The sequence below is a fragment of the Nostoc sp. DSM 114159 genome (assembly GCF_053470285.1).
In genome coordinates this window covers 1-25,770 of the sequence record NZ_JBPFEH010000002.1, presented here as the reverse complement: position 1 = coordinate 25,770, position 25,770 = coordinate 1, and the positions used below count along the sequence as shown (strand labels likewise).

The window sequence follows — 25,770 nt, the reverse complement described above, 5'->3', positions numbered from 1 at the left end:
TTAGAATGAACTGTCGGTGGATGTCTTCGGTGATCACCTTTTCTTCAAAATCGCTTCACAACAACTTTTCAATAACTGTGCTTTTACACCGTTAACCATTGCAAAAATTTTCATCAAGCTTTTTCAAATATTCAATCCGGCAGCAACCGCGCCGCCATTGGTCTTTAGTCAAAGGATAATAACTAGACCAAATACTTCCATCTGGTGCTGAATAAAAAAATGTAATTACAGCCGATTGAGAACCAAAGTTACAGGTACTCACTTGTATCTCCTCCCCAAGAGCAAAGGTCTGTCCAGTACTATTAGTAACTGTCTCTAATTTTTTATATGGTGGTATTCGTTTCTCTAGTTGGGGTTGTTTATTTTCTAGTTCTGGTTGTGCTAAATCAATAGCTTTACTTGACGAGTTTTGAGCTAATTCTTCTAGATTAACTGTTGGTGTTGATGCGGTTAATGGGAAGTCAGACGAGTCTATAGCTGCATTGATTTTTTCAAGTCCAGCATCAGCTTGAAGAGTACTGTTTGATGGCTCCATCTCAATGCTTTGACTCTGGTTATTCAAAACGTGTAACTCAGGTACACTATTTTGATTTTCTTTTGGTGCGGTGGTTGATGATGATTCAGATGGTGCAGGGGTATCAGTAGTTTCTTGCTTGACGACACGTACAATAGCTGGTTTTTGAGGCGTGACTATTTCTGGTGATGGTGAACTATTTCTTTGATTTGATTTACGTTTGGGCATAACTGATTATTTGCAGGGATACACTCTTTGGCATTAAGTAAATGAGTAATAACAGGGTGATGATTACGCCTATTATGTTGGATTAACTTCGGCTTGCTCGTGGGTATTTGATGATGGCGTTGTTGATAATTTTTCAATTTTTGATTGCCTAGCACCCATATATTTAATGCATTCTCCTGATTGAATTACTAAGTCAGTCCCCACACGCCGTACCTGAAAATTCCAGAAACACTTCACCGAATTGGGCGGTAAAAATCCGATTAGTCTCAGTTTAAAATTCTTGGGAGTATCATTTATACTCCGAGGCTCTTGCTGAATCTTGACTTCTACTATTCCTGAGTTAAAATCCTGATATACGACAAGACCTTGAACAGAAAAATTATCAGCTAGTGACTGAAATTCCGTCTGAACTGATTCGGTATCCTCCGATGGTTTCCTCACACTTATTAAACTCACATCTAGTCCTATGCCAGAGGTTTCTAATAGTGTTTTAGGGTAGATAGTCCACAAATAATTTTGTGATAAATCAAGTTGAGCTTGAACTACTTTCGATGCTCTTTTTTTGAGAGTAGCATTCAGGATTACACCATCAACAGTTATTAGCTGACCTTTATAAATAAGCTCAGGGGAAGGAACATATCTTCCCCATAGCCGCCCAATTGCACGGTATTGTAGAGAATCTGTCGGCGTTATCGGTTGATTATTGACTGATAACTGCTGTGTATCGTTCGTAATGGTCATACTGACAATCTTGAATATATATATGAGAACACTAACCTTTGGAAAAGCGATCGCTTTTAAAGAAAACTGAGAGCGCCAAGAAAAACTGTCTATGAAGAAGCGCCAGCTTCAGATACAGTAGCCCCTACATCTGGTTTGACTTCCTTCGCTTTTTTCTCAAAAAGTTGGATTCCTGCGTCAATGATCTCAAAACCGTTCTCTGTGCGTTGGCCAAGCTTGCCCGAAACTGCCCCTGCCCAGTCTGCGAATTCCGAGGCGCTAGTTTCTGCCTTCCGCCAACTTTTTGCATTAACTTGAGCGGTGAACACTATACCGTTCTGATCAGTCAACTCGATTTCAACTTTTTTGTTCGCGGCTGGTGTAGCTGTTGGTAATTCGCCGCTAAATTTTATTGTTACCTCGCTTTTAGCTTCCATACCTTACCCCTGGCTCATTAAAAATTCAAATTTTTCGCTCTTGATATTATCAGACATTCAGGTTGACCACCGCACCTAAAGGGGCACGGTAGAGAGTTCGCCTCCAGATGATGTTACGGCTTATAAGTAGATGACCAGCCAAACAACTGACGCAACCGTTGGGAGGGATTGAACTTAAACACCCAACACTCTCGCCCTGTCCTGACGTAAAAAGTCCCGAAGTTCCGTAGAGAAACACTCTCGCCAAGTTTTAGCGATTCATATATTTCTTCGAGGGCGGCATCAATAATTTCTTCAACTGTGCCACTACCCTTGCTTAAGCGTTTTCCAACGCGCCTTACCAGTTCTTTTTTATCGATAGACATCTTGCCTCCTAACGATTTTTTATGTGCAGGTGGCGAAATCATACTATTTTTTTTATTCCCGAAAAACTTCGCATACTAAACATTATTTGACCCAAAAGGCATTTATCAGGCATAAACAAGGATTTTCTCTTTAAAGGCAAATATAAGGTAAATCAATGGCATTTCAATGGTATTCCAATGGCAAATATAAGGATTTATTTGCACCTTCAACACTGAAAATCACCGTTTTTTACAAAATGCCTCTTTTTTGCCAAAAATAAGGTTCTGCAATGGCATCTCCAAGGTATTTACAAGGTAAACACAAGGTAAATGTAAGGATTTCGACCCCAAAAACCTCATAAACGACCCTGATTTCTCCGCCAAAAATTCCTGACCAAAACTTACGCACAGTACGCCAAAAAGTTTGGCCAGATTTTTTGAACCAAAACTAAAAAAACTTTGAACCAACGTCAAAAAACACTACTCAATAACTACTTTTGTAGTATCACAACTGCACTCCACTTGTGAGTTATACCAAAGCTATGCTGCAAACACCGCTTATTGCATAGGCTTTATGTGGTTTATCAGTATTGAAATAGTAGTTCTAAATACCTTGCTCAAGTGGTAGCTGTTGGGTAGCTCAACTGGTGACACCCCGCTACCAGTTGAGCAGTAAAAAAGCGAGTTGTTGAAAATTTGATGATTCCCCAACTGGTAGCTATACGGTAGCCCTACTGCTACCAGTTGAGCATAAGACTTTTTGCGAAAAATTCTGGCGTAATGCTGACTGACTATGACTTACAGCAAATTTTGAGCGCTGGATTCATTCTCAATAACTCTAAAATTATTGAGAATATATAATACACTTGTGTTGCAAAGATACTTCAAAAAACTGCTCAATCGAGTAACTGCTTGAGCAAATGAATCTGTAATTCCAACTGTGAGATAGAGTAAATCACAGCAGTCTTAAGAGTGTCGCTGTCAGCCCCCTGATTCTTAAAAACAAAAGGCCCCCAGCACATCCTTAAAGTACTCAAAACAATTTTAGTCAGACCTCTGCCCGACATTCGACGCTCACGCTCTCGTAAAAATTGCAGCAACTGGCCATCGCTACTGTCGTGACTGCGCTTAATCGAAAGCACTTCTAAATCAGGTTGCTCCATGTCCTGTATTCCTACCGAATTAGAGGGGTTTATAAGTAAGCCATCGTTTTGATTGATACCAAATTTCAATGACTGTCAAAATGCGCCGTAAACTACCCCTAGTATCCCTCTACTGTACCAAATGACAGTCGTTTGACAGTCATTGTCCAAAACCCCGATGACTGTCAAACGACTGTCGTTATACCCCCTAAAGGTGCTTTTGGGCGTATTTTCGCACCAAGCAGTAAGCGCGATTTCTCCCCCAAAAGTGGATTTGGGGGTTTTGTATCAGTGATACCATACTCACTATGGTTTCATGCCCTGCGGGTGGCTGCGCCATCTCTCGCTGCGCTCGTGACATGAAACCACCGTTCGCCCAAAGGGGTTTTTTCGTACTACACTCGCACTGCATTTGTAGCATAAATCTTTGATGTCGCCACTAACAATTCTCAGGATTGAGAAACTAAAAACATTCGGCAACGTTGCGGGAAGTGATGACCATGTTACCAGAAACAGAGAAACACCCAACGCAGATCCAACTAGAGAGAATGTCCGGTTAATTGGGGGAGAAGACTCACGCGCCCTGGAGGAAATAGTCAAGGAGAAAATCTCTACGCTACTGCATCGCCCACGGCATGATGCAGTGTTATGCACCGAGATGTTTCTCTCGGCATCGCCTGAATATTTCCGTCCCGTTGATCCATCTCTTTATGGGCAGTGGTCTGATGAGAAGATGCAGCAATGGGCTTTAGCATCGCGTGACTGGCTAGCTCAAAACTATGGGGCAAAGTGCGTCAGGGCAGAACTTCACCTAGATGAAAGTACCCCACACATTCACGCCTACATCGTGCCATTGAACGAGAAAACCGGGAGAGTCAGTCATGACGCGATGTTTGGCGGCAGAGGTGGACAGGGAAGGATTAAGTTATCCAAGCTGCAAGATAGTTATGCTGCTGCACTTGCTCCTTTGGGCATTGAACGGGGGGTCAAGGGCAGTAAGGCAACCCACACCAAAGTAAAGGAATATTACCAAGCGGTTAACAGTGAACCACTCACCGCAGTCATTACAAATAACCAATTAGCGCCAACGCCATTTGAATCAGCTAGGAATTACGTTGCCAGGATTCAGTCTGATGAACACTTCCAAGCGATTAACCACCAACTGGCTGACCGCTCCTTTATGGCAGAGCGATTGGAGAGGGCAGAGCAACGGGCTAGGGCCAGCGAGAAGGAACGACAACGGCTAGAAGAAATTGTGCGAACGCTTGAATTGAAAACCCAACAACTGCGCGACTTGCCACTTGTTGATGTGGCTTGGGAGTTGGGGCTAAATTGCGATCGCACTCATCAGAGCAGATGGAAGGGTCACGGACACATCATTAATATAGATGGCGAGAAATTCTACGATTTCGCTCCCGATCAACAAAAGGGATCAGGCGGTGCAATTGATTTGGTGATGCACGTTAACAATTGCAATCTACGGCAAGCGGTCGTCTGGTTGCATGAGCGATTTGGCGAAGCTGGGGCTATTGGGGCAGCGATCGCCAAAGCTCAGAAAGTGACTGCTGAAATTATCCAGTTAGAACCGCGCGACAAATTTAGGCTACCAGTTGAGGATAAAAGCAAGTGGTCTTCTGTCTCCAACTACCTGACCCAAAAACGGGGAATACCTGAAAATTTTGTGGAACTTCTGCATAAAAGGGGGTTAGTTTACGCTGATGATCAACAAAACGCTGTGTTCGTCATGCGGAATCTTGGCTCACTAGCCCAAGCTCAAGGTGCGTTCCTGCGAGGGACACGGGGAGAAAACAACACTTTCAAAGGCTACGAGTTTGGGACTAAGCGGCGTGAGGGCTGGTTTTACTTTCACTTAGGCGGACAGCCAACAGATCCAGCAGAAAGATTAGTGCTTTTGAAGTCGCCCATTGATACCGTGTCTTTTGCCATGCTGGAATATCAGCTTAGAGGCGACGTGCCACCCAATAGAACTTTGTACATGGCGGTAGATAATCCCAAAAGTTTACCAGTAGAGCAATTGCAGCATATCAATCATGTACAAGTGGCTTTTGACTCGGACGATGCTGGCAATGCAGCTGCACGAGTTGTTAAGGAACTACTGCCACAGTCCAAGCGGCTCAAGTGCAAGGCTGACGATTGGAATCAGCAGCTACTCGATTATGGGCAGCAGTTAAGGCAACAGAATCAGCAACAGCAGGAGCAGGATGATGAATTGAGTCTTTAATAGTCAACGTTCTAGTAGTGAACTGTACAGTTAGTTTTGTAGTATAAAGGTAGTTTTTTAGTAGTCTTTTTTGGTTCAAGTGATTGGAAATTCACTTAAATCATCATTTTTCGCTCCAAAAAACTTTCCGCCAAAGATGGCGTACTGTGCGTCGTAGATTTTAAAAATATGCCTTATTAATGCCACAAGCGTTTCAGAGAAAGGACTTTTTAGAATCATAATAATGGCATAAATCACTTCTAGGAAGTTCCGAGAAGTGCTAGGAAGTCATCTAAAAATCATAGACAAATTTCTCAATATTTCTACTATTTGCATTATTTTGCCTGAGAATTAGCATCAGAATAACGCAAGATAAATAATATCAATACTGATGCATTTTGCTACTGGAAATTGCCATACTGAATTTCCAAAAGTGAGGTGCTTGTGATGAGTCTACTAAAGTTAGTTGTAGATCCGGGTGGTTCATCAATGACTGGGATTTTAGACTTGGATTCCTTCAATCCAGAATTGATTTTGATGGAGCCTACGGTAGCGACAGCCCCGCGAGAAAGTTTAGAAATTTATGAACAAATTTTGATAGCTGAGTCAAATTCTGAAGATAGTGCTTGCATTGAATATGAACAGAAGTGTCTTGCTGTAGGGTAGAAGCCAAAAAGCGCTTCAATGCTGACTTCTAACTGCAAAAGCGGAAATTTGAGTTAGCCCAACGCTAAAGCATTGCAATGGTGGGAGCGATCGCCACCGACTCATGGCGGTTACGCCATCGCACGAAAGTTCGGCGTATGCCTGTTCAGCGCTGCAAGAATCCGCGACGTATGTTGCCATCATTCACCTTTAGTAGCGTGGGTTCTGTGGTGCTGTTCTCTAACAACTGCCTCAAATCATCCTCAGCATTCTTTTTGGCGATAATAGTCGCTACAAATAAATTTTGTTGTCTTCTGCAAATTAAGGAACAGTTTACTAAGTCTTTATACAACTTCTGATGTGATTACTGAGGATTAAAAAAGTATTAAGGTGCAAGCTAAAAAAAGTCAAATAGCCAAAACTTATATGCGTCTTAAAATAATTACAGCATTCACAATTATCACTGGAATTTTAATTGCCGGAAGTGCGAATGCACAACAAGCTGAAAGATATAAATATTTAGGTGCTAACGAAAGAGGTGAATCCATCCTCCTTGATACACAAGAAATCGAAGGAACTGAATTTAAATTAATTACAAGTCATGCTGGTAAAATTTTTAAAATTACTTTCTATGCTGATTGTGCTGATTCTAGATTAACAGTTACTAGTATGGAAACTTACAGTAAGTCAGGGCAACTATTAGAACAAGATGAGGCACCCGAAGAAATAACTTTTAAGTCACAATCTGGCAGTGGAATGGGAATGATCTATGTGTGTAAAAAAATAGGTGCGAGAGGTTGGTAGTGATGGGACTAGAGAAAAGACTGAGGAGGAGAGTAGTTTTTTATTTAATTTGTCTCAAGGCTTATTAGCAAACTCCCATTCTTCTAGCGCGTAATCTGCTATCTCCTTATAGCATCTACCTATATAAATATCGCCATTAGCTAACTTCTGAGTTTCCCGTAATGTTGCTATAAATGGCTTATTTTTACTACGCCAAGGAATATTGGATTTGTTAATTACATTTGTAATAGGGCTTTCTTTGTAACCTCCCCAGCACCACTTTATTGCACGTTCCAACTTTATTCCATCCCATTTTCCTAATTTAGGATTTGTATTTAAAAGATTATTTAATAACGACTTTATTATTAATTGTGTATATGTTTTGCTGCCGTGCAATTTTCTAATTGAATTGAAACCCAAATTATTTTTTTTGGTAATCTACATAAGCAGATATGATGTTTTCTTTTCCTTTTTTATTAACAGCATTATTATTTAGAATTTGATTTATAAATTGAGCGAAAGTTATATTAGGATCTTGAATCAGAGGCAAAATTTCTTGAAGCTGTCGTAAGTAAATTTCTTCACTTTTTGACATACTCCTTCCTTCATTATCTGCAATAATTAATTCAATAATATCCAAAAATTTATTTACTTTTCTCATTTCTACCTGAACTTCAAAATGAGATTTATTTTTATTACTTTTCTCCAGTAATCTTAGTAATGCTGTTATTCTATGCCTGCCTCCTATGATGTAATTATTTCGTATAGGATTATCATCATCATTATCTTCTTCTCTTTCAATTTCAACGTATGCAATACTAGGTAGCCTGAAAAATTTATTATGCTTTTTCAAACTGTTCATAATATCAAGCAATCTTTTAGAATCTTCTTCTATAATTGCTTGATTAAAAGTTTTTTCTGTTCTTTCAAAAGCTTTCTCCAGCTTATCTGCTGTCATTATTCCTATATATGGCTCATAACCTTTTTCATAGCTAATCCAGTTTTCTTGATTGCGAGAAAAACTAATCATCATCTTTCCTTGTAAATTTTTATATTCTTTCAAGACATTCTGAGGTTAGAGTACCCAATAAATAGTTAAAAAACGAACACCTATCTTGGAAAAGAATAATGATCTTTATTCAACTCGCTGAATGTCGTCATCAGCATGATCAGATTTTGGCGACTTCTTCCTAACTTGAGTCAAGCTACTTTGATTAATTGGATTCAAATCTTGTAGGCTGTGGATCGCAGGGTCTACAGTCTGCCAATGAAAATCAATTGGCATGGACGCGCCAAAGTTCTAACGCAGTCAGAAATACAGCTAATCTTCAGTCATGGCTTAGACAATGACCGCGATCGCACGTTCCGCGCAGTTAAGAAAGCGATCGCCTCTATTCAAGAAATCTCTGGTGTTAATAAGACAACTCAACCAATTACAAATGTTTCTCTGAGGTAGACATCTCGGTTGCCTTCCTCAGTCGCTACAGTAATAGTCCCGTGAGTTGGGTCGTAACCGATCATCTCACCCGCGAACTTAACAGCCCCGGAAAGCGATCGCACTTCAACCAGATGCCCAATATATAGGTTGATATCGTCGCCCTCGCTTTCAGCCTGTAGCAGCGAGATTGGGTTATCGAGAAATTCAACCTCTTCGGATTCACCCGCACCACTTTCTAGCTGCTCCGCACCAGTGACGCAGGAGTTTACGCAGCAGTTTTCCTTATTTGGCAAGGGTTCCGCACCACTTGCACCAGTTGAGGGTACATATTCTTCTTTTTCCATTGGAGCAGTCAGAAGATTTAATTGCATTTCCCGATCTTCAATGTTTTCTGTGGAATCCGAAAAAGTGGTGCGGGTGGTGCGGAAGTCCTGATTTTGCGTTGTTTCTGGTGCGGAAAGTGGTGCGGAAGTGGTGCGGGTTTCGCCTAAAGTGGTGCGGGTAACTTCTAAAATCCCAATGCCTTTCAGTATTGGGATGTTTCTTTTTGAAACTTCACAGTACCTAGTCCCTTTGACCGCTTTCGGAAACAGTTGGGAGATGCGGGGAATGATTTGGTTAATGCCCTTCACGTTTTTATCACTGGGGCGGGCTTGGTCGATCCATGATCTGCGGTTGCTCTCATCTATAGTGAGTGTGCCGTTTTGGGTGTACCACATCTCTAACATTGACCATAAAGCCCGTGCGCTAATCTCTCCCCCTTCCAAATAACCTATGTTGTTATCTTCTAGGAATTGGAATAAATGATTGTTGTCTTTTTGAACGTTACGGAAGGCATCAGTTGTACATTCGTAGTCAATGCCTTCTTTGATAAGATTGTTAAGAGCCTCTAACATTTTATTTAAAAACGCTGGGGCTACTTTCGTTCTAACAAACTCTGAATCATCAGCAAAACGTGAGTCAGCTTGTAATTCGTTCGGGTTGTTGGGGTCAGGATTTTTTACAAATGTTTTTAGAAACTCCAAAACTGCGATTCTATCTTGAGTAGCTTGCATTACCCCTTGTAATGGTGGCGTTTCATTTAAGTTGAATATGCCTGTTGCGTTCGGGGTAAACTCGATGTGGTCTTTACCCTTTCGTTCGCAATGTAACTTATTACCTGTGACAAATAATTTCAGACTTTGTATTCTATCAAGTCTGCAAGTTTGTGGGTTTTCTGATGCCCAATTAAGCCGAGAATGCATTAGTGGCGCAAGTCCGAACTTTCTGCCCTCATCGTAAGCTTGAAAGTCAGATAGAGATATGCTGGTTATCCCAGTCTCTCCATAAATAATAGATACACATTTGCGAATCGCATCTTTACCGTTTGACCCTAGTCCTACCGCCAGTAATGCTTTCGCTTCTCTTCCTCTAACCTTTCTAACAGTTTGGAGGTCAAGGGATACAGCAAGATTTCGTAAAAGAACTTCTTGCTGTGGCTTATCTAAGCAAGCGAGTAAGCGCTCACAATCTGTACTATCAGCGTTGGGGTCGTACTCTATTAATGGCTCATAAATAAAGTAATCTTCGGGGGTATGTGGGGATAGCGTTATAGTAAAATTCTTGCCATTCCAGACGGCTCGAACGATTCCATTAATGCAGTTAACTCCTGGTGGATTGATTAATTCTGGGTCGATTTCTGTTCGCATTTTCGCCCACTCTAAAACTTTCTTTACCCAGGTAGGAGAAGCGTAAGGGTAAGTTATTTTTCCGTTCGGAGCTTCAACTTTGTAAGCATCACAGAAATCAGAAATGCGCCTACGTTCTTTTGAGTCTGGGGAATACTTGTAATGATTCCGTGCATGGTAATAAAGCTCATCGTTTGCACAAATCCAAGATTTATCACCGAATAGATAATGATAAGCTTGCTGTAAAAAACTTGTACCTGTTTCTTGAGTCGAAGCATCATTATTTATGTGACTTTCGGCTGCTTGACGAGCGTTAACTGCCACATGAATTTCTGCTTCTAACCTGCGGATAAACTCTGGTACTTCCATCTGCCCCAAGATTTCTTTGATGTCACTTGATTTATATGGTAAATCGGGGCAGATGTCATTTGGGTTAATCCCAACAAGAGCAATTCCTACTTCAGCCGCACATTCAAGGCAGGTCTGGAGTTTCTTTAGTCCAGTGTTGTCTGGGTCATGTAGAAAAATGATTAGCCCTATGCCTGACTCTTTCAAGAGTTGGTATTCTGGCAGGATTGATTTTTTGTCCCATGCACTGCCCTGGAACGTAAATCCAGCAAGCCCATGCTCTCGAGCAACTTCAACGCACCCCTCCCCTTCGTGCTGGAGTATTGCCGGGGTTCCTTGCACCAATTTACTAGCGGCGATCGCTTCTTCAATGCGGTAAGCTTTCCAGGGTTCATCCCCTTTTCTCATCTCTGGTGTGCCGTCCGGGAGCCTGTGCCATTGGCGGAAGGACTTATCATAACCCTTCTCTTTGCTGGTATCTTTCCACTGATAGCGAACTACCCATTGGGATTTTCCGTAAGGATAGGTTACTTGTGAAGCATGACCGGGGATGCCTTTTGGCGGCTTGCTTGTTAGTGGCTGGGGCTGGGGAATATCTGTTGCTGGCTCAGTTAACCTGACCAGTGCAAAATCATCGGGAATTATTGTTGTTTTGGGCTTGACCGTCTTGGGCTGAGGTGAATTTCTTCTGGGTGAGGGAGTGTAATTAGCCCCTGTCCTTTCTGCTAAAACTTCAGCCCAAGGTTTAATCGCCTCTCTGATGTCCTTACACTCACAATTATTGAAGCATCTGTACTTCCCGGTTTCTGGGACAATAGATAAGTCATTACCGCCACAAACTGGACAAATAAACTTATTTTTAGTTTTGGACGGCTCTAGCTGATCTTGAAAATTTCGGATGTCGAAGGAGGAAAACGCCTGTTGATTGGGGAATTGTGCAACCATTACGCGATACCTCCTTGAACATTATTTAATTTTTGACAATTGCTTAATACATAAGTTGGCGATTGTTTAGGTTGGCCCAGTGCATAGCTAGGCTGATAAAAGCGATCGCGATCGCAGACTGTAAAAGAACCTATTAAGCAGCACCAGTCTGTTTTACCGCAGTGGGGGTAAGGGTTAGCAATAGTTGCGAATAGCAGCTTGCTGGTAGTATCAGTATGAAATAGCTGTTTTTTTGACACTTTACAAATCCTCCAGTATGTGTATGTAGTGGAGGAATTGGAGCTATCCCGTGGCAGTAATTTTCTAGTACAAACGTTCAAAAATCATGCTTTGCTAAAATTCTTGAAACACTCTTTATATCTGGTGAGCCAGTATTACATTGGCTTTACACCTGATCGTGTAAGATAAAATTACTATTAGGGATACTAATTAGGCTGCGAAACCCAATCCCCAATTCCAATGGAATTAATTTTGAAAGCCCCGTTGTCCACACTGGACGAAGGGGTTTTCAACTTTTAGCCTATTTGTATTGGGCTAACCAAGCCCTAACAAACTCGATTACTTCCCCCTCTTGAATCACAAACATAGTACCTTTTCTCCTAAGAGCCAGAATTCTCATACTTCCCACGGACGAATATAAATGTTCATTGAGATTTGAAGCCGCTCTAGTAGGAGTCCATAAGGCTAAAACTTTTGCTGTTGGCGTTTTTGTAGCTTCACGAGAAGACATTGCGAACAAGTCTCTGTTTTTGTTAAGCCACTTTTCGTAATCAGCCAACTCAAGTAGTGGACAAGGTTTCCAGGTTGTCAAACCATTCTTATCCTTCTTTCTGAGTTGTAAAGCTTCCCTGGCTTCGTTGTAGACTACCTCCCTATCTCCTATCGAACGAATGGAGATAAACAGGTGAGTTGTTCGTGGAAATCTAATAAACAAGTCAATAGGGTTTTTCTCTCCTCCCGGAAATGGAAAGATTTCTATCCCCTGGCTTTTAAACTCTTGTAAAAGTAGGTCGGTTAATTTTTCCAACCGTGCAAGTTTTTGAATGATCACCAACGGTTTGTAAGCCAATGCAAAAGCAGCCCAGGCAGCCGGATTAATGAAGCTGCCAGATACCAGCGCAGTACCACCAACTGCTAGAGCAACAGTGGAGTAGTAATTTTTCGTCTCCCTAATCCACTTTAATGCTGCTTCGTTATGCAGGGGGAGTTGAAAATCGCTTTGTGGGTCTTTCACGGCTAACATTGGCAGCATCAAAATTAATGATGTGAAATTAATACGGGCTGTACTGATACTAATGCTTGACACTGCATTTCTGAACTAATAGCCATTTGTTAGACTCTTTATCCAGTGCAGGTAGTATCAAACGTTTTATATAGTCATCGTCATACTGGTTTGTTTTGATTAGTCTGTTTATGTTCTGCGATCGCTTTTCAGCTTCACAGCGATTTTAGCGCAATGTTGCAACATCAAGTTAGTGAGACACCTCTTTTACTCAGATACTCTTTAATTGCTTCTTCAACCGCGTCTGTAATCTGAATTTCCTGATCCGTGCAGTAGAGGCGAAACTTTTTAGCTATATCTTTTGATATTAAAGCGGTTATTTGTGAATAGTCTGGATTATTACGTCTCCCCATGCCATTACTCATAAGATTTATTGCTTCATTTTACTGTTGCAATAACAAAACATCATTTAACACGCTGTTGCAACAGCACAATATTGCGTTAACATAACATTAGCAAGCCAAAAAACGACGCAGAACAGAGGTGATAGAAGCCGGAAAGCGAAGTGATGGCAAGCCCCAAACTGGATATTTGGATTTATCGTGATTTGCCTAAAAATCAACGCCAAGCCAGAAAAAACAAGACTTTAACAAACAACAGAACCATGACAACCACATACACCAATGCCAAAAATTGGCTAGTTCAAGCGGATTTGTTAGCCAAATCAGGGCTAACTGACTTGATCGTCGGAAAAGACTCAGGTGCAGGGTATGGCAAGGCAATCATCGGTGATTTTTCTATCATGATGCCTGCCGCATACTCACTTGTTCGCAACCGAAACATCATGCACCACGAAACCATCTCAAAAGATGGGGCATGGGTTCGATATGTAGAAGGTTCACGCCTGGACTTAAAAGACGTTCAATTCTTTTGGGGTAGTGCGGCTCTAGCCCAAAGTGACCACACTTTGCTGCACGAGGATAAAGCCAAAAAAGCAGAACTGGCACTAGAAAGCATACTTGCAGACTTAGCGGTTCTGAATATTCCCGATGGGTTCAAGCTTTCGATTAGTTTGAGCAATCACAACCCAGAACGCTGGGCAACTGAGATTAAACGCAGAGTGTCTGGTACTCACACCTTTGAACATCTGCACCCACTTACTCGTTCCATTGTCAGCAAGACAGTTGACATCGCGGTTGCAGGCATTTACCCCGAAGGATTTGGCAGCATTGCCCATTGTTTATTCGGTGAAGCATCCCTAATTCTTGACCCCTCAGAATTAGCGATCGCACTCGATATCGGTTCATCAACTTGGTTGGTAACTGTCTTTAACGGTAGCGGTGCAGTGATTGACCGTCACCTAATTGAGGGTGGTTGCGGTGAACTGCACAGCATGATTGCCGGATCTCTCGACAAGCGAAACGACCGAGTAAGTCTGTTGTCCAAGGATGTGAAACACTCGCCCAGCCTCGTTAACCAGGGGATTCTTGAAGGAACTTTCACTTATGGAGGCAACCACCTCACGGGCAAGAAGTTTGAGGCAGAGTACAGCCAGTGCCTAGATGAATGGTGGAGTACCAGGATTGAGAAATTCGCCAACTTTGTGACTGCTGGCAATTATCTAGACCGCGCTAAATACCTTGTCGCCTGGGGTGGGGGTGTTTCGCTGCCAGTAGTGGATCAAAACTTAGCCGGTTTAGGCTTTGTGATTTTGAATAATCCCCAATTTATCAATGCCTTGGGGTTGAAACTATTAACTCAAATATCTTTGGGAGCCTAATTAATGAATTACGAATCTCGGCGTATAACCATCTCCTACCTAGCAGTAATTGAATTGTGCAAGATGTTTGATTTACCTCAAGATGCACCGACACAGGCATTATCAGCAGGTGTAGAGAAGTTGATTTTTCAACATGGCAATGTACAACCATCGCCCAAACCCGAAACAGTGCAATCTACACAGCCCAATAAATCGGCACTTAGCGCAATGGTCACTAATTTTAAAGGGGCAGCATGAACAGAACCAGATTCAGAAACACGATTTTAGGCATTGGTGCAACAGCAGCAGCGATCGCTTTTGGCTATTTCGGAGTCCAGTACTTCGGTCGTAACAATATGTTCACTATCGCCGCAGCTATCGGGGGTGGAGGTGCAATCAGCTATGTACTTCAAAAACCGAACCAGCCACAAGCCCCAACCGCACCGATAAAAGCTCAAAGAAAAGGAAGGAAGTCATGAGCGACCAAGACACCCAAAAGACACAGCCAAGCCTAACAACAACCGAAATAATGACCATCATCCTCGGTTGCGAACAGATTCTTCGGTTCGTGCAAGCATCTCCCAATTACAAGCAAATCGAAGCCTCCGAGCAGTTCAGTACATCGAATGACCTGCGTCTGGGCGATGCAGTGCAAGCCTTGATGGAGATTCACGAAGCAATCCTAAATATCGAGTTTTATTCCCAAGTTGAGGGACAACCTTATGCTTTCAACGACAGCCTTGCAACGTAACCACCTCTACGAATTCCGTGGTCAACAACTGCGCTACAGCCACCACTCTAATTGTCGAGTCAATGCACCTTTCATTTTCAATGACTCGAAAGCTAGACGCTTTGAACTAAGCCAAAACCAAGTGCAGAGAGAGGTTTTTGAATTAAATGAGTTTTGTGAGAACTGATGATAAAGCGATTGCCCTGACCGAGCAAAGTAAGTGCAATCGCCTCATCCGAAAGTGCATCAAGTACACATCGTTACAAGGATTTTAGCAGCATGGCACTCGATTACAAAAATCCCAACGACTGGGGCAAATCACCTCTGACTGACTCCGCCCTAAGAAAGCAGCAATTCAAAGTAGAAAATCCTGAACAATGGGCAGCAATGATTGAGGCGGATATTGAGGCAGATATTCAGGCACTCTCCACACCGTTATTCGAGAGTGAAGATTACCCACCCTTCACTGGAACTGAATTCTTAGCAACTCATTCAACCATCGATGACCATCCATACTCTGCTGCATTTGGTCAATTCTTGGGTAATGGGATTGACCCTGATATTGCAAATATATTGGCGTTTGGTGAGAAGAGATTTGATTTAATCTCTGATGATTTTGACGACCCAATACGGCAATTAGCAACGAGAATTTATAGCCGATTTTCAGAGATGGGTTACTGGGATAAGTTGCCCCAATCATCCAGCAATATCGACTATGACTACATCCCTTATTAGGAGATAAAATGGCACGTAATTTTGGAGCAGCAAAACTCAAAAACCATATTCCCAACAATGCCCCCGGTACGTTAGGAGCAATGGGCAGACTGTTTGATGTCTCAGAATCGGACTTCAACAAAGCCCTCCTTGGCGATCAAACGGTAATCACCAAAATTGCAGACATGGCGCGACTGTCTGACACTGCCAAAGCCAATTTACCCAAGGCTTTGGAGGCATACCGGAAAATCATTGAAACCACAGGCGATATAAATCAAGCCTACGCTGAACTAGTGCAACTAACCCAGAAGCACGGAACGCAAACCCTGAAAGCTATCAACACTAGTAAGACAGGAGAGCAGCGTTTCAAAAATGAGATGTCCGAGATGCAGGCAGAACACGTCAACGCCACCACTGCGGAGGCAACCCGTCACGCTCAACGCTCATCCTTGATTCAGATATCTGGGGCTACTGCCGACCTTATGGCATTGGCTAAGTATGAAGTTGATTTAATCAAAGCTTCTAACAAACTGCCTGAGACTCAAGACGCGGCGGATAGGGCATACGAAACCGCCGTAACTAGCGCACTGTGGACAAATGGCAGTGAAGCCTCAACCGACCGCATACCCAAGCCCAATTACTCGCGCACTGCTGGCATTAGTCGTGTAGGGCAGTGGTTCCGCAATTTTATGGGCATCTAACCCATAAGTAAGTCGGAAAGCCAGTTGTTAGCAAAAACTCTGGCTTTTTCTGTTTCACCCCTCTTGCGAGGTAAACATGAATGAAATTGATTCCCTATTATCGCAGTTCCAAAACACCAGTGAACAGTCCACACCAATGCTCTGGGGTGAAACTACTTCAGAAAAACCGACCCCGGAGAGCGAAGACGGCGAACGGTTAGAGCAATCTATCCGCGATGTTTTCGCTAACAAGCAACTGCTCAACAAAGCCCTAGCCACATTCTTGGGAGTGTTCACCGCCAATGCTGGAGTCAGCCTACTAACAACTCTAGGGATTTCCGCGATCGCTTCTGGGACACTCGGCAGCATTGTACTTGGGCTATTTTTTGCCAATACCCTGACCAAGCTTCAATACGATGGACAAATCCACATTGACAAAGATTTTTTGGTAGCGACTGCCCAAACTGCAAGTGTAGGAGCTTCGCTGTGGATTGCCTTTGACGAATATCGAGCAGTCTCCAATGCATCAAAAGCAGGTAAGACGCGGTTCTATCAGGAGGTTAAAAGCTATGAAGTTAAGCCAACTCCAAAAAATGAAACACCTTGGCTCAGTTTTGGGTTAGCTGCTTTTGGGTTGTTGGTGTTGGCAGCAATCGTCAGGGGAACAAACCAATGAAACGCAAACAATTTGAAGAATATTTGCGCTCTGGTACTGTGAACAATATCACCGTGGGAGTGCTGGCGGCCATCGGGTTAATTTGTGGGGCAAAGTCATTTACAGGAACTCAGCAGAGTTTGGTTGAATATTGCTTCATCCCCTCAACGCTCACCAAACCCGTTAACCGTCAAAGGTACTGCACTCCCAACAAGCGTTACATAATGCCAGAGTCGGAATTTTATGCTGAAGCTTATGCCCCAGCTAACCCAGAGTTTCAACGTGATAATTTTCTACCAACCAAAGCAACCAGATTAAGAATTATTCCACCAAGCAACCCTGATAAATCGCTTTGGGGCCTAGCCTCCGTTGTGGCAACTGGTAGCGCTTTCGCTTTATCTAAAGCTAGGGAATGGCGATTGCTACAACTAATGCCTTCAGTTAGGGAAGAAATTCGTAGCAATTGGCTAATCGCCAAACTAAGATACGGTTTAAGGCTCCACAAAGAAAGCTACACCGCGCAGTTAGACTACGAATTTCACCAATGGTCTGAGAATAGACGGGTAAGAACCGCGCAGTTGTCTCAAATGACACCGCAAGAGTTAGCTATCTTTCAGGAGCAAGTGAGGTTAAGGGCAGAAGCCGAAGCACGGGTGCAACTGCAACAGGCAATGGGTCAACCAGCCGGGGCATTACCAGGGCAGTCAATGCAGGATATTGCTAATCCTGGGGATAAGGTTGAAGGAAGCTCTCAAGAGACGCTACAACAAAATACGAATGGTAGCCTTGACCCATCAGAATCTCTTGCCCTGAATACTTTGCAAGCCCTAGCCAGAGCAGATAGTTCCACTGCTTTAGTTGCCGCACCGGGAAGCGGTAAATCAGTCACCCTCAATTATTTGATTGAGAAAATCCTTGCAGATTCTCCCAACGCGGATATCTGGGTAATTAGTGCTAAGAATGATAGTTTCTGTGGTTTACGAGAGAAAGAAAGGGTAATTGTTTTTGACGGGGAAAACCCAGACCTAGCCAAAGAGGTAATTGACAACTTTTACACGGACTACAAAAAGCGTAAACAGCTACCAGAATCAAAGCGCGAATCCTTACCACCATTGATTCTAATTCTGGATGATTGGTTAGTGATTGCTGACCAATTGAGCAGGCATTACTCTGATTGGAATTATGGAGGTAAATTACTTGATGTTTTACTGATTGGCAGAGAGTTTAATACTAAGTTTATTGCCTCCTTACAGTCTTTTAATTTGGCGGCTTTGGGCATTGAGAAGATGGATGCACAAACTCGTCTTTGTCTCAATTTATTGTTGTTAGGTAACAGGTATATCAAGAACTCTAGGGAGCAAGAATCTTATGGGGTGCTGGAACTGATTTTAAATAGAGGTGACATTATTCCCGGTAAGCAAGAAAGGGAGCAAATTAAATCTAAATACTTGGATATTAAAGCAGTCTCTTATCAAAACCTGCGTCCAGTTATGATTGCTTCCGTTGGGGGTTTTGTTGTGGCATTAATGCCCCTTTTATCTAATCAAGTCAACTCCATTGCTTCGGAGCAGGAATATCTAGATAGAGTATTTGACATGGAATTTAATTTAACTGCTGCTCACAATCTACATCCAAAACCATTATCTGAGGTGGCTAAAAAGATTTATGAATACTTCCAGAATGTCAAGAATAAAACGCCAAAAACATTACGCGATTTGAAGAAAGCTGACAGGCTATCTGGCTACTCAGAGCAAGACTTAATTGATGGGTTAGCTGAATTAGTTGAGAGGGATAAGATAAATTCTGACGCTTTTGATAGCTATTCCCTGCCTGATTGGTGAAAGTCCTGCCGTGATGCCGTGGTCATAATAAGGGATGTTTTACGGGCTTTTCTAGATGTCCACGGCATACGGCACAATTACGACAATTCTTGCCCTGTATAGGTCGTAGCCTACGGCAGCTTTACGGCATCGCGGACAACCACGGCAGAGACACCAATAAGAAATCGCGTATTTAAGAAAAGCATTAGTAACAATAAAAATATAAAAATCAGACGATAAAAAACGGGAATAAAAGAGATTTCCCCTTGTGAGAGAACTTGCTCATAAAGGGTTTATCTCTTGAGAATGAAAATGTGAGCGCACTTGTATAGAAAGTCTAGTAGGTTTATGAGCTATATTTTGATTTTGAATCTGTACGTTTATGAAATAAACCCGTCATACTCAAACCAGTAATTAACAAACCAATTAATCCCAACCCATTGAAAATTGGATATATTTTTTCTAAATGGATGATTTCTAAAGTGTGAATATGTAGAATCAACTCACCTAATTCACGTTGGTGAAACCACTCATGAACAACAGTAAAACACATACCTGTGAGTACAGTCAGAAATAAAGGCAAGCATAAAATGATGGCAATCTGACGATGATATTTGCGAACAGCTCGGTTCATAAGTGACCTTATATTATCAAATTAAATTCTCAAAGAGAGAATACTTTTGGGAGTCTATACAGAACTAAACTATAATTTTTATTAAACTTCAAGTACTATTACTTCTCTCCTGGGTACGAAAACATAAGTAGTGATATTTAACTAATTCACTATATTTGTATATATCTAATTAAGTACTAATAAGGTACAGCCGCACAGAAGTGTTGCTTTCTTGATAGCACTGAGAATGAGTCACTATGCCAGATTCTAGTACTATAAGGTTTTTTTCTGAGAAGAGTGAGAGCTTTGAAAGCTCTCTAATAGCAATGAATAAATATTCAACCTATTAAATCTTAGTAGTGAAGGCGAGCTTGACGTTCACGTAATTCACGGGCTTGGCGTTCATGAGCTTGGCGTTCACGTAATTCACGAGCTTTTTGTTCACGAGCTTGACGCTCGCGTAATTCACGAGCCTTTTGTTCACGAGCTTGACGCTCACGTAATTCACGAGCCTTTTGTTCACGAACCTGTTGTTCATGCAATTGACGCTCACGAATTACTTTAGGACTATTAAAAGCTATAGCATTAGTATTTAAATGGTCATGCTTAAAATTGCCTTCGCTGGCATTAGCATGAGTTGAAAGAGCAACGATTGAAATAGATGTCAATAAACTACCAAAAAGAAAAGATTTTAAGCGGTTCATATACCTTTTATGTCTTGTATTACTTCATTTGAATATTCTCAATATATTCGGAATAATCAAAAACACATATATACTAAACGTCACTACTTAAATATGACTAAAGTCACCCATTTCCCGACATTCCCGCCCACAACCGGGGACAGTATCGACAACGCCAAACGAAAATAAATGCCGACAATCGAATGAAACAGCTGCAACATGAGCGAATCCTATTAGTGCGGACTATACCTGCTTTTGGTTATCGCGCTCTTTGGCGGAAAATGAGCTTATGAGGATATTATTAGAGGTATTTACTATGTCTTATACCTTGGAAGACGCAGGAATAAAACTATTATCTGGTTATGAAGATTATCGTCAGAAAATCGAAGCCGCAATTAGACAATGTAGGCTATAACCTATGAAAATAAACAGATTCGGCAGGGCAGAAATCCTCACCCCTGACCAAATTAATCTCCTATTTCCAAAGGGCTTTGTCAACCCACGCGTTCGCTCTATTAGCGGGCGGTTACGCCATCGCGCTTGCCCTCCAGAAGACTGACGACATGACTCAATCCTCTGTCGTCAATTGCGAATAATACCCCACCCTGTTCTCTTTGACTGGCCATCTGGCAAGATGCCTCGACCATCGAAATCACTTCTAATCAGGCAGACGGACAGAACGAGACAGAATCCTTATGGAATAAGGGACAGACCAGACAGACAGAAACTAGACAGCAGACATTAGCCCTCGGTTCATCACCGGGGTTTTCTGTTGGTGGCTTGAGCCAGAACTGCTGAAGAAGGCTCTCTTCCCCCAGGCGCTCGTCTACCTCTTGCCTAAAATCCGCGATCGCGGAGCGTCGTAGCGAGGGTGTTTATGACTTGCAATTTCCGAGTGAATTCTGACGCTAGAAATAGAAAATCAACTTAAAACGTTAAAATTCTGGAATTGTTCATGGTATATCTGTAGCCAAAAAGAAATTTGTATACAGCACTTGCCATGCTCCAGGACTACTCCGGTCAAAATCTCCGTGGGCGCTCCTTCAAAGGTCAAAATCTTGAGGGTGCAAACTTTAGCGATGCAGATATTCGCAGTACAGATTTTACTCTTGCGAATCTTCAACGGGCAAACTTCAGCCATGCTACTGCTGGATTGCAAAAGCGTTGGGCTATTTTTTTAGTTTGTGTTTCTTGCGTCCTATCTGGAATTTCAGGATTTTTCTCAGCATTCACTGGAACGCTTATAACTTATATATTCAATTCAAATCTAGCAAATCAGAGTATGGGCTGGACTGCCTTAATAGTAGTAATTGTTATTTTTATAATTATCCTTCGCCAAGGATTAAATTCAGCCGTCGCCGTCGCCTTCGCCGGAGCCTTAGCCTTCGCCGGAGCCTTCGCCTTAACCGGAGCCTTCGTCGGACAATTAGCCGGAGCCTTCGTCATCGCCGTCGCCTTCGCCGTCGCCTTCGCCGGAGCCGGAGCCTTAGCCTTCGCCGTCGCCTTCGCCGTCGCCTTCGCCGGAGCCGGAGCCTTAGCCTTCGCCGTCGCCTTCGCCGTCGCCTTCGCCGGAGCCGGAGCCTTAGCCTTCGCCGTCGCCTTCGCCGTCGCCTTAGCCGGAGCCGGAGTCGGAGCCGAAGCCTTCGTCGGAGGAGCCGGAGACTTCTTCGCCAGAGCCGGAGCCTTAGCCGAAGCCTTCGCCGTCGCCAGAGCCTTCGCCGTCGCCGGAGTTTTATTTAGTGCTTACATTGGTTGGAGAGCAATGAAAGGAGATGAAAAATACGCCATTATTCGGAACATCGCTGTTGCTTTTGCAGCCTTTAACGGTACAAGCTTTCGCAATGCCAACTTAACTGATGCTAATTTCACAGCCGCCACACTAAAAAGTACGGATTTTAGAAAAGCTGATTTGACTCGCACCTGTTTCAACAAAACTAAAAAGCTCGACCGTGTCCGTCCGGGAACAAGTTACCTACAAAAAACACAAGTGTGTCAAGTTCTGATGACTCTTCAAGGACAAGACTTGAATTTTGACCGTGAAGACTTGCGAGGAGTCAATTTTCAAGGAGTCAATTTGGTAGATGCAAGTTTTATTGGTGCTGACCTGAGCCAAGCTAACTTACAAGACGCAGATTTATCAAGGGCGAAATTAGTACAGACACAACTTAATGGAACTGATTTAACGGGAGCTACTCTCACCGGGGCATACATTCAAGATTGGGGCATTACCACCGACACCAAATTTGATGGAGTGCGGTGTGAATACGTTTATATGCGACTGCACACAAAAGAAAATCCTGATCCACTCCGCAAACCTGATAACAATAAAGAAGTTTTTGCAGATGGAGAGTTTGGGGATTTTATTCAACCAATTTTTGATACCCTTGACCTTTACCATAACCAAGGAGTTGACCCCAGAGCGATCGCAATTTCATTTAAGCAGTTGGCAGAGAATAACCCTGAAGCTGAACTTGAAATTGTTGCAATGGAGAAACGGGGACAGGATAAGTTTTTACTTCGTGCTAAGACAGCACCAAAAGCTGATAAATCTCAACTGAGTGCAGAATATTTTGACGCTTACAATGAGATAAAAAGCTTGCCGGAGCGAGAAATTAAATTACTTTTAGCCGAAAAAGATAATCAAATCGGCAGATTAGAGAATATGGTAATGACGGCGTTAGAGCGCCCAAGCTTTTATTCAAATATCCAAGTAGAAGAGGTAGGTACTATGACTAATAACCCCGGTGGCTTTTCAGTTGGTGGTTCTGTAGGCGGCAACGTCAACAACGTTCAAGGCGATAACAACCGCGCAGTTCAAGGAGATAATAATCAGGCTGTCCTTGGTGACAATAATCAGGTAACGCAACAAAATCAAGTGGGTGCAGATACCTCTGAATCACTCACTAAAGAAGATGTTGTCAAGTTACTGGCTCAACTCGAAGCTTTAATTAAAGGGGCAGAATTACCAGCCGATACCAAAGAAGAAATAGTTGAAGATTTGAGTGCAGCTAAGAAAGCAACGGATAAAGAAGAACCAAATAAGCAACGAGCATTAGAGCGTTTAACAAGTGTGGCAGAAACACTTGATAAAACGAGCAAGGGCATAGAAGGGGGTCAGAAAATCTGGACAATAGCCAAGCCGATTATTGTAAAAGTTGCAACTTGGTTAGGTGTTGCTGCTGGTTCTCACCTATTGGGGTTATAAAACTGAATTATGAGTCAGCAGCCACCTGATAACTCTGAACCACAACAGCCTGATGCAAGCTCAAGGCAACAGGCTGATAGTTCTACGTCCCAAAATGTAGTGCAGGGAAATCAAAATCGAGTAGTTCAAGGTGATAATAATAAATCTGTTTTAGGTGACAATAATACAGTAGTTCAAGGTAACAATAACTGGCTAGGGAATACCTGGAATTTTGTCTTTAGAGAGCAGACAACAGCACCAATAGGCGACCCTGCACGACCAAAGAATGAACGGATACTATTAGCCGCAGTCAAGGAAGAAGTTACAGCACGATTAAGGCAGTCTCTACACAATGCTGTGCTAATTAATTTAGGTAAAGAGTCACAACCACAACAGGTAAAACGTTCTTGGGATGCAGAGATAAAAATTGGTTCAAAGCCTGCTGAACCTCTCCCAGACACCACAACAATTTTAAAAGTTTTTGACTCAGAAGAAATTGCAGGTAAACTATTAATATTGGGTGCGCCAGGGTCAGGAAAGACTACCACACAATTAGAACTGGCTCAAGCTTTAGCTAGCCGTGCAGAAGAAGAGCCTGAGTATCCCGTTCCAGTTTTATTTAACTTATCCTCATGGAAAGATGACCGCCAATCTATAACTGATTGGTTGGTGGCAGAACTTAAATCTAAATATGGTGTTTCAAAAAAGCTTGGTGAAGAGTGGGTAGACAATAAGCAATTACTACCATTACTTGATGGTCTTGATGAGCTTGAACCACAACGTCAAGAACTTTGTGTCCAAAAAATTAATCAGTTTTTAGCAGGCGAAACTAGAGCGTTTTATTTAGTTGTTTGTAGTCGGATTGAGGAATATAGTAACTATGCTACTCAATTACAACTTAATGGTGCTATTTATTTACAGCCTTTAACTAACAATCAAATTTGTGATTATCTAACGTCTATAAATTATATAGAACTGTGGTCAACTATCAGTAGTGACTTAGAGTTACTAGAGTTAGTTAAAACTCCTTTACTACTTAGCATTACTGTTCTAGCATCTCAAGAAATATCTGTTGAACAATTGCAGAATTTGACTTCTATAACAGACCGTATTCAGTATTTGCTAGATGCTTATGTAGGGCGGATGCTGACACGAGATATTAATATTAGAGTATATTTTGATAAAAAACATCCTAATGCTAAACAAACGCGAATGTGGCTTGTTTGGTTAGCTCAAGAAATGCTGCAAGAATCGAAAACTGAGTTTTTAATAGAAGAAATCCAACCTAGTTTGTTAAAAACTAAAATTCCCCAAGTTATTTATAATTTGATTGTTTGGGGATTTATACAAATGCTGATTTTGGGGCTGATTTTGGGGCTGAGTGGAGGGCTGATTTCTGGGCTGAGTGGAGGGCTGATTTCTGGGCTGAGTGGAGGGCTGAGTGGAGGGCTGCTTAATGGATTATTTGGCGAGATAATAGAGTATAAACTTGAAAAGATAGGTTTAATTAAGTCTAATAAATTTTTCAACAAAACCATTATAAAATGGCTGATTTTAGGGCTGATTTCTGGGCTGAGTGGAGGGCTGAGTGGAGGGCTGCTGAGTGGAGGGCTGAGTGGAGGGCTGATTTCTGGGCTGAGTGGAGGGCTGATTTTGGGGCTGATTTCTGGGCTGATTGGAGATAAAATTGAAGCAATTGAAATTCTAAAGTTTTCTTATCATAATTTGAAAAATGGGCTGATTTTTGGGCTGATTTTGGGGCTGAGTGGAGGGCTAATTTTGGGGCTGATTTTTGGGCTGATTTCTCAGGTGCTTTTTAGGCTGAATTCTGGGCTAAATTCTCAGGTGACTTTTAGGCTGAATTCTCCGGTGATTTTTGGGCTGATTTTTGGGCTGATTTCTGGGCTGATTTTGGGGCTGATTTTTGGATTTCATGGTTTAGAAATAGAAAATAAAATTATTTCTAACCAAGGTATTTGGCAATCTGCTAAAAATACAGTCAAGTTATCAGTCTTCGTGTTTTTACCTTCCACAATATTAATCTTTTTGATTCAACGAATTCTACAAAAGAATAGTTTAAATGAAGCTTTAATTTTTAGCTTTGTGTCTGGATTACTTTTTGGATTATTGGTGGCGATACCTAGAAGTGGAACACCCGTTATTAAACACTTCACTTTACGCCTTATCCTTTACTTCAACGGCTACATCCCCTGGAACTATGCCCGTTTCCTCGACTACTGCACCGAGCGTATGTTACTCCAGCGTGTTGGTGGCCGCT

General features: G+C 42.2%; 31 protein-coding genes. 16 read left to right on the top strand and 15 right to left on the bottom strand.

Annotated elements, in window-relative coordinates:
- Positions 1 to 91 precede the first annotated feature (91 nt).
- The 6 genes from ACR5KR_RS35210 to ACR5KR_RS35185 form a co-directional block, all read right to left on the bottom strand.
- Complete coding sequence (locus tag ACR5KR_RS35210) at positions 92 to 742, bottom strand: hypothetical protein (protein ID WP_448270513.1); 651 nt, start codon at positions 740 to 742, stop codon at positions 92 to 94.
- A gap of 72 nt (positions 743 to 814) precedes the next feature.
- Complete coding sequence (locus ACR5KR_RS35205) at positions 815 to 1,483, bottom strand: hypothetical protein (RefSeq protein WP_448270512.1); 669 nt, start codon at positions 1,481 to 1,483, stop codon at positions 815 to 817.
- Positions 1,484 to 1,572: 89 nt separating this feature from the next.
- The gene (locus ACR5KR_RS35200) at positions 1,573 to 1,899 is read right to left on the bottom strand and encodes a hypothetical protein (protein ID WP_448270510.1); all 327 of its coding nucleotides are present in this window, start codon (positions 1,897 to 1,899) and stop codon (positions 1,573 to 1,575) included.
- Positions 1,900 to 2,012: 113 nt separating this feature from the next.
- The gene (locus ACR5KR_RS35195) at positions 2,013 to 2,264 is read right to left on the bottom strand and encodes an HU family DNA-binding protein (RefSeq protein WP_448270508.1); all 252 of its coding nucleotides are present in this window, start codon (positions 2,262 to 2,264) and stop codon (positions 2,013 to 2,015) included.
- A gap of 875 nt (positions 2,265 to 3,139) precedes the next feature.
- Complete coding sequence (locus tag ACR5KR_RS35190; RefSeq protein ID WP_448270506.1) at positions 3,140 to 3,406, bottom strand: hypothetical protein; 267 nt, start codon at positions 3,404 to 3,406, stop codon at positions 3,140 to 3,142.
- Positions 3,407 to 3,593: 187 nt separating this feature from the next.
- A complete protein-coding gene (locus tag ACR5KR_RS35185; protein ID WP_448270504.1) occupies positions 3,594 to 3,806 on the bottom strand; it encodes a hypothetical protein in 213 nt (70 codons plus the stop codon).
- Between the two features lie 9 nt (positions 3,807 to 3,815).
- Here ACR5KR_RS35185 and mobV point away from each other — a divergent pair, with 9 nt between their 5' ends.
- Both mobV and ACR5KR_RS35175 read left to right on the top strand, forming a co-directional pair.
- On the top strand, positions 3,816 to 5,627 hold the full coding sequence (gene mobV, locus ACR5KR_RS35180) for a MobV family relaxase (RefSeq protein ID WP_448270502.1): 1,812 nt from the start codon (positions 3,816 to 3,818) through the stop codon (positions 5,625 to 5,627).
- A gap of 426 nt (positions 5,628 to 6,053) precedes the next feature.
- A complete protein-coding gene (locus tag ACR5KR_RS35175) occupies positions 6,054 to 6,272 on the top strand; it encodes a hypothetical protein (protein ID WP_448270500.1) in 219 nt (72 codons plus the stop codon).
- A gap of 15 nt (positions 6,273 to 6,287) precedes the next feature.
- Here ACR5KR_RS35175 and ACR5KR_RS35170 read toward each other — a convergent pair whose 3' ends face one another.
- Entirely contained in the window at positions 6,288 to 6,455 is a 168-nt protein-coding gene (locus ACR5KR_RS35170; protein ID WP_448270498.1) for a hypothetical protein, read from the bottom strand.
- Positions 6,456 to 6,641: 186 nt separating this feature from the next.
- Here ACR5KR_RS35170 and ACR5KR_RS35165 point away from each other — a divergent pair, with 186 nt between their 5' ends.
- The gene (locus ACR5KR_RS35165; protein ID WP_448270496.1) at positions 6,642 to 7,055 is read left to right on the top strand and encodes a hypothetical protein; all 414 of its coding nucleotides are present in this window, start codon (positions 6,642 to 6,644) and stop codon (positions 7,053 to 7,055) included.
- Between the two features lie 54 nt (positions 7,056 to 7,109).
- Here ACR5KR_RS35165 and ACR5KR_RS35160 read toward each other — a convergent pair whose 3' ends face one another.
- Complete coding sequence (locus ACR5KR_RS35160; RefSeq protein ID WP_448270495.1) at positions 7,110 to 7,430, bottom strand: hypothetical protein; 321 nt, start codon at positions 7,428 to 7,430, stop codon at positions 7,110 to 7,112.
- Positions 7,431 to 7,455: 25 nt separating this feature from the next.
- Positions 7,456 to 8,097, bottom strand: coding sequence for a hypothetical protein (locus ACR5KR_RS35155; protein WP_448270493.1), 642 nt, complete (start codon positions 8,095 to 8,097; stop codon positions 7,456 to 7,458).
- Between the two features lie 204 nt (positions 8,098 to 8,301).
- Here ACR5KR_RS35155 and ACR5KR_RS35150 point away from each other — a divergent pair, with 204 nt between their 5' ends.
- A complete protein-coding gene (locus ACR5KR_RS35150) occupies positions 8,302 to 8,490 on the top strand; it encodes a hypothetical protein (protein ID WP_448270491.1) in 189 nt (62 codons plus the stop codon).
- On the opposite strand, the gene ACR5KR_RS35145 is transcribed toward ACR5KR_RS35150, so the two are convergent.
- The 4 genes from ACR5KR_RS35145 to ACR5KR_RS35130 form a co-directional block, all read right to left on the bottom strand.
- On the bottom strand, positions 8,460 to 11,432 hold the full coding sequence (locus tag ACR5KR_RS35145; RefSeq protein WP_448270489.1) for a DUF5906 domain-containing protein: 2,973 nt from the start codon (positions 11,430 to 11,432) through the stop codon (positions 8,460 to 8,462). The genes ACR5KR_RS35150 and ACR5KR_RS35145 overlap by 31 nt on opposite strands.
- Positions 11,432 to 11,671: a hypothetical protein gene (locus ACR5KR_RS35140; RefSeq protein WP_448270487.1), complete on the bottom strand. Its 240-nt coding sequence runs from the start codon at positions 11,669 to 11,671 to the stop codon at positions 11,432 to 11,434. The genes ACR5KR_RS35145 and ACR5KR_RS35140 overlap by 1 nt, the downstream gene beginning before the upstream one ends.
- Positions 11,672 to 11,952: 281 nt before the next feature.
- A complete protein-coding gene (locus ACR5KR_RS35135) occupies positions 11,953 to 12,675 on the bottom strand; it encodes a hypothetical protein (protein ID WP_448270486.1) in 723 nt (240 codons plus the stop codon).
- 224 nt (positions 12,676 to 12,899) lie between these two features.
- On the bottom strand, positions 12,900 to 13,079 hold the full coding sequence (locus tag ACR5KR_RS35130; RefSeq protein WP_179076071.1) for a hypothetical protein: 180 nt from the start codon (positions 13,077 to 13,079) through the stop codon (positions 12,900 to 12,902).
- Between the two features lie 143 nt (positions 13,080 to 13,222).
- Here ACR5KR_RS35130 and ACR5KR_RS35125 point away from each other — a divergent pair, with 143 nt between their 5' ends.
- The 9 genes from ACR5KR_RS35125 to ACR5KR_RS35085 all read left to right on the top strand — a co-directional run bounded on the left by ACR5KR_RS35125 (position 13,223) and on the right by ACR5KR_RS35085 (position 19,033).
- Positions 13,223 to 14,434 (top strand): ParM/StbA family protein, encoded by a 1,212-nt coding sequence (locus ACR5KR_RS35125; RefSeq protein ID WP_448270483.1) that lies wholly within the window; start codon positions 13,223 to 13,225, stop codon positions 14,432 to 14,434.
- Between the two features lie 3 nt (positions 14,435 to 14,437).
- Positions 14,438 to 14,671: a hypothetical protein gene (locus tag ACR5KR_RS35120; RefSeq protein ID WP_448270482.1), complete on the top strand. Its 234-nt coding sequence runs from the start codon at positions 14,438 to 14,440 to the stop codon at positions 14,669 to 14,671.
- A complete protein-coding gene (locus tag ACR5KR_RS35115) occupies positions 14,668 to 14,892 on the top strand; it encodes a hypothetical protein (protein ID WP_448270480.1) in 225 nt (74 codons plus the stop codon). The genes ACR5KR_RS35120 and ACR5KR_RS35115 overlap by 4 nt, the downstream gene beginning before the upstream one ends.
- A complete protein-coding gene (locus ACR5KR_RS35110) occupies positions 14,889 to 15,164 on the top strand; it encodes a hypothetical protein (RefSeq protein ID WP_448270478.1) in 276 nt (91 codons plus the stop codon). The genes ACR5KR_RS35115 and ACR5KR_RS35110 overlap by 4 nt, the downstream gene beginning before the upstream one ends.
- On the top strand, positions 15,136 to 15,330 hold the full coding sequence (locus tag ACR5KR_RS35105; RefSeq protein ID WP_448270538.1) for a hypothetical protein: 195 nt from the start codon (positions 15,136 to 15,138) through the stop codon (positions 15,328 to 15,330). The genes ACR5KR_RS35110 and ACR5KR_RS35105 overlap by 29 nt, the downstream gene beginning before the upstream one ends.
- A 92-nt stretch (positions 15,331 to 15,422) precedes the next feature.
- Positions 15,423 to 15,878: a hypothetical protein gene (locus tag ACR5KR_RS35100; protein ID WP_448270476.1), complete on the top strand. Its 456-nt coding sequence runs from the start codon at positions 15,423 to 15,425 to the stop codon at positions 15,876 to 15,878.
- Between the two features lie 8 nt (positions 15,879 to 15,886).
- Positions 15,887 to 16,558: a hypothetical protein gene (locus ACR5KR_RS35095; protein WP_448270474.1), complete on the top strand. Its 672-nt coding sequence runs from the start codon at positions 15,887 to 15,889 to the stop codon at positions 16,556 to 16,558.
- A 76-nt stretch (positions 16,559 to 16,634) separates the two neighbouring features.
- The gene (locus ACR5KR_RS35090) at positions 16,635 to 17,213 is read left to right on the top strand and encodes a hypothetical protein (RefSeq protein WP_448270472.1); all 579 of its coding nucleotides are present in this window, start codon (positions 16,635 to 16,637) and stop codon (positions 17,211 to 17,213) included.
- The gene (locus tag ACR5KR_RS35085; RefSeq protein ID WP_448270471.1) at positions 17,210 to 19,033 is read left to right on the top strand and encodes a type IV secretory system conjugative DNA transfer family protein; all 1,824 of its coding nucleotides are present in this window, start codon (positions 17,210 to 17,212) and stop codon (positions 19,031 to 19,033) included. The genes ACR5KR_RS35090 and ACR5KR_RS35085 overlap by 4 nt, the downstream gene beginning before the upstream one ends.
- 325 nt (positions 19,034 to 19,358) lie before the next feature.
- On the opposite strand, the gene ACR5KR_RS35080 is transcribed toward ACR5KR_RS35085, so the two are convergent.
- Together ACR5KR_RS35080 and ACR5KR_RS35075 are read right to left on the bottom strand one after the other, a co-directional pair.
- Positions 19,359 to 19,646, bottom strand: coding sequence for a peptidase (locus tag ACR5KR_RS35080; RefSeq protein ID WP_448270469.1), 288 nt, complete (start codon positions 19,644 to 19,646; stop codon positions 19,359 to 19,361).
- A 332-nt stretch (positions 19,647 to 19,978) separates the two neighbouring features.
- Positions 19,979 to 20,293 (bottom strand): hypothetical protein, encoded by a 315-nt coding sequence (locus ACR5KR_RS35075; RefSeq protein WP_448270467.1) that lies wholly within the window; start codon positions 20,291 to 20,293, stop codon positions 19,979 to 19,981.
- Positions 20,294 to 20,726: 433 nt separating this feature from the next.
- Here ACR5KR_RS35075 and ACR5KR_RS35070 point away from each other — a divergent pair, with 433 nt between their 5' ends.
- The 3 genes from ACR5KR_RS35070 to ACR5KR_RS35060 form a co-directional block, all read left to right on the top strand.
- Positions 20,727 to 20,867, top strand: a complete 141-nt coding sequence (locus ACR5KR_RS35070) for a hypothetical protein (protein WP_340097004.1) — start codon at positions 20,727 to 20,729, stop codon at positions 20,865 to 20,867.
- 441 nt (positions 20,868 to 21,308) lie between these two features.
- A complete protein-coding gene (locus ACR5KR_RS35065) occupies positions 21,309 to 23,513 on the top strand; it encodes a pentapeptide repeat-containing protein (RefSeq protein ID WP_448270466.1) in 2,205 nt (734 codons plus the stop codon).
- 9 nt (positions 23,514 to 23,522) lie between these two features.
- Positions 23,523 to 25,770 (top strand): NACHT domain-containing protein (locus ACR5KR_RS35060; RefSeq protein ID WP_448270465.1); only part of this gene is annotated, 2,248 nt, incomplete at its 3' end.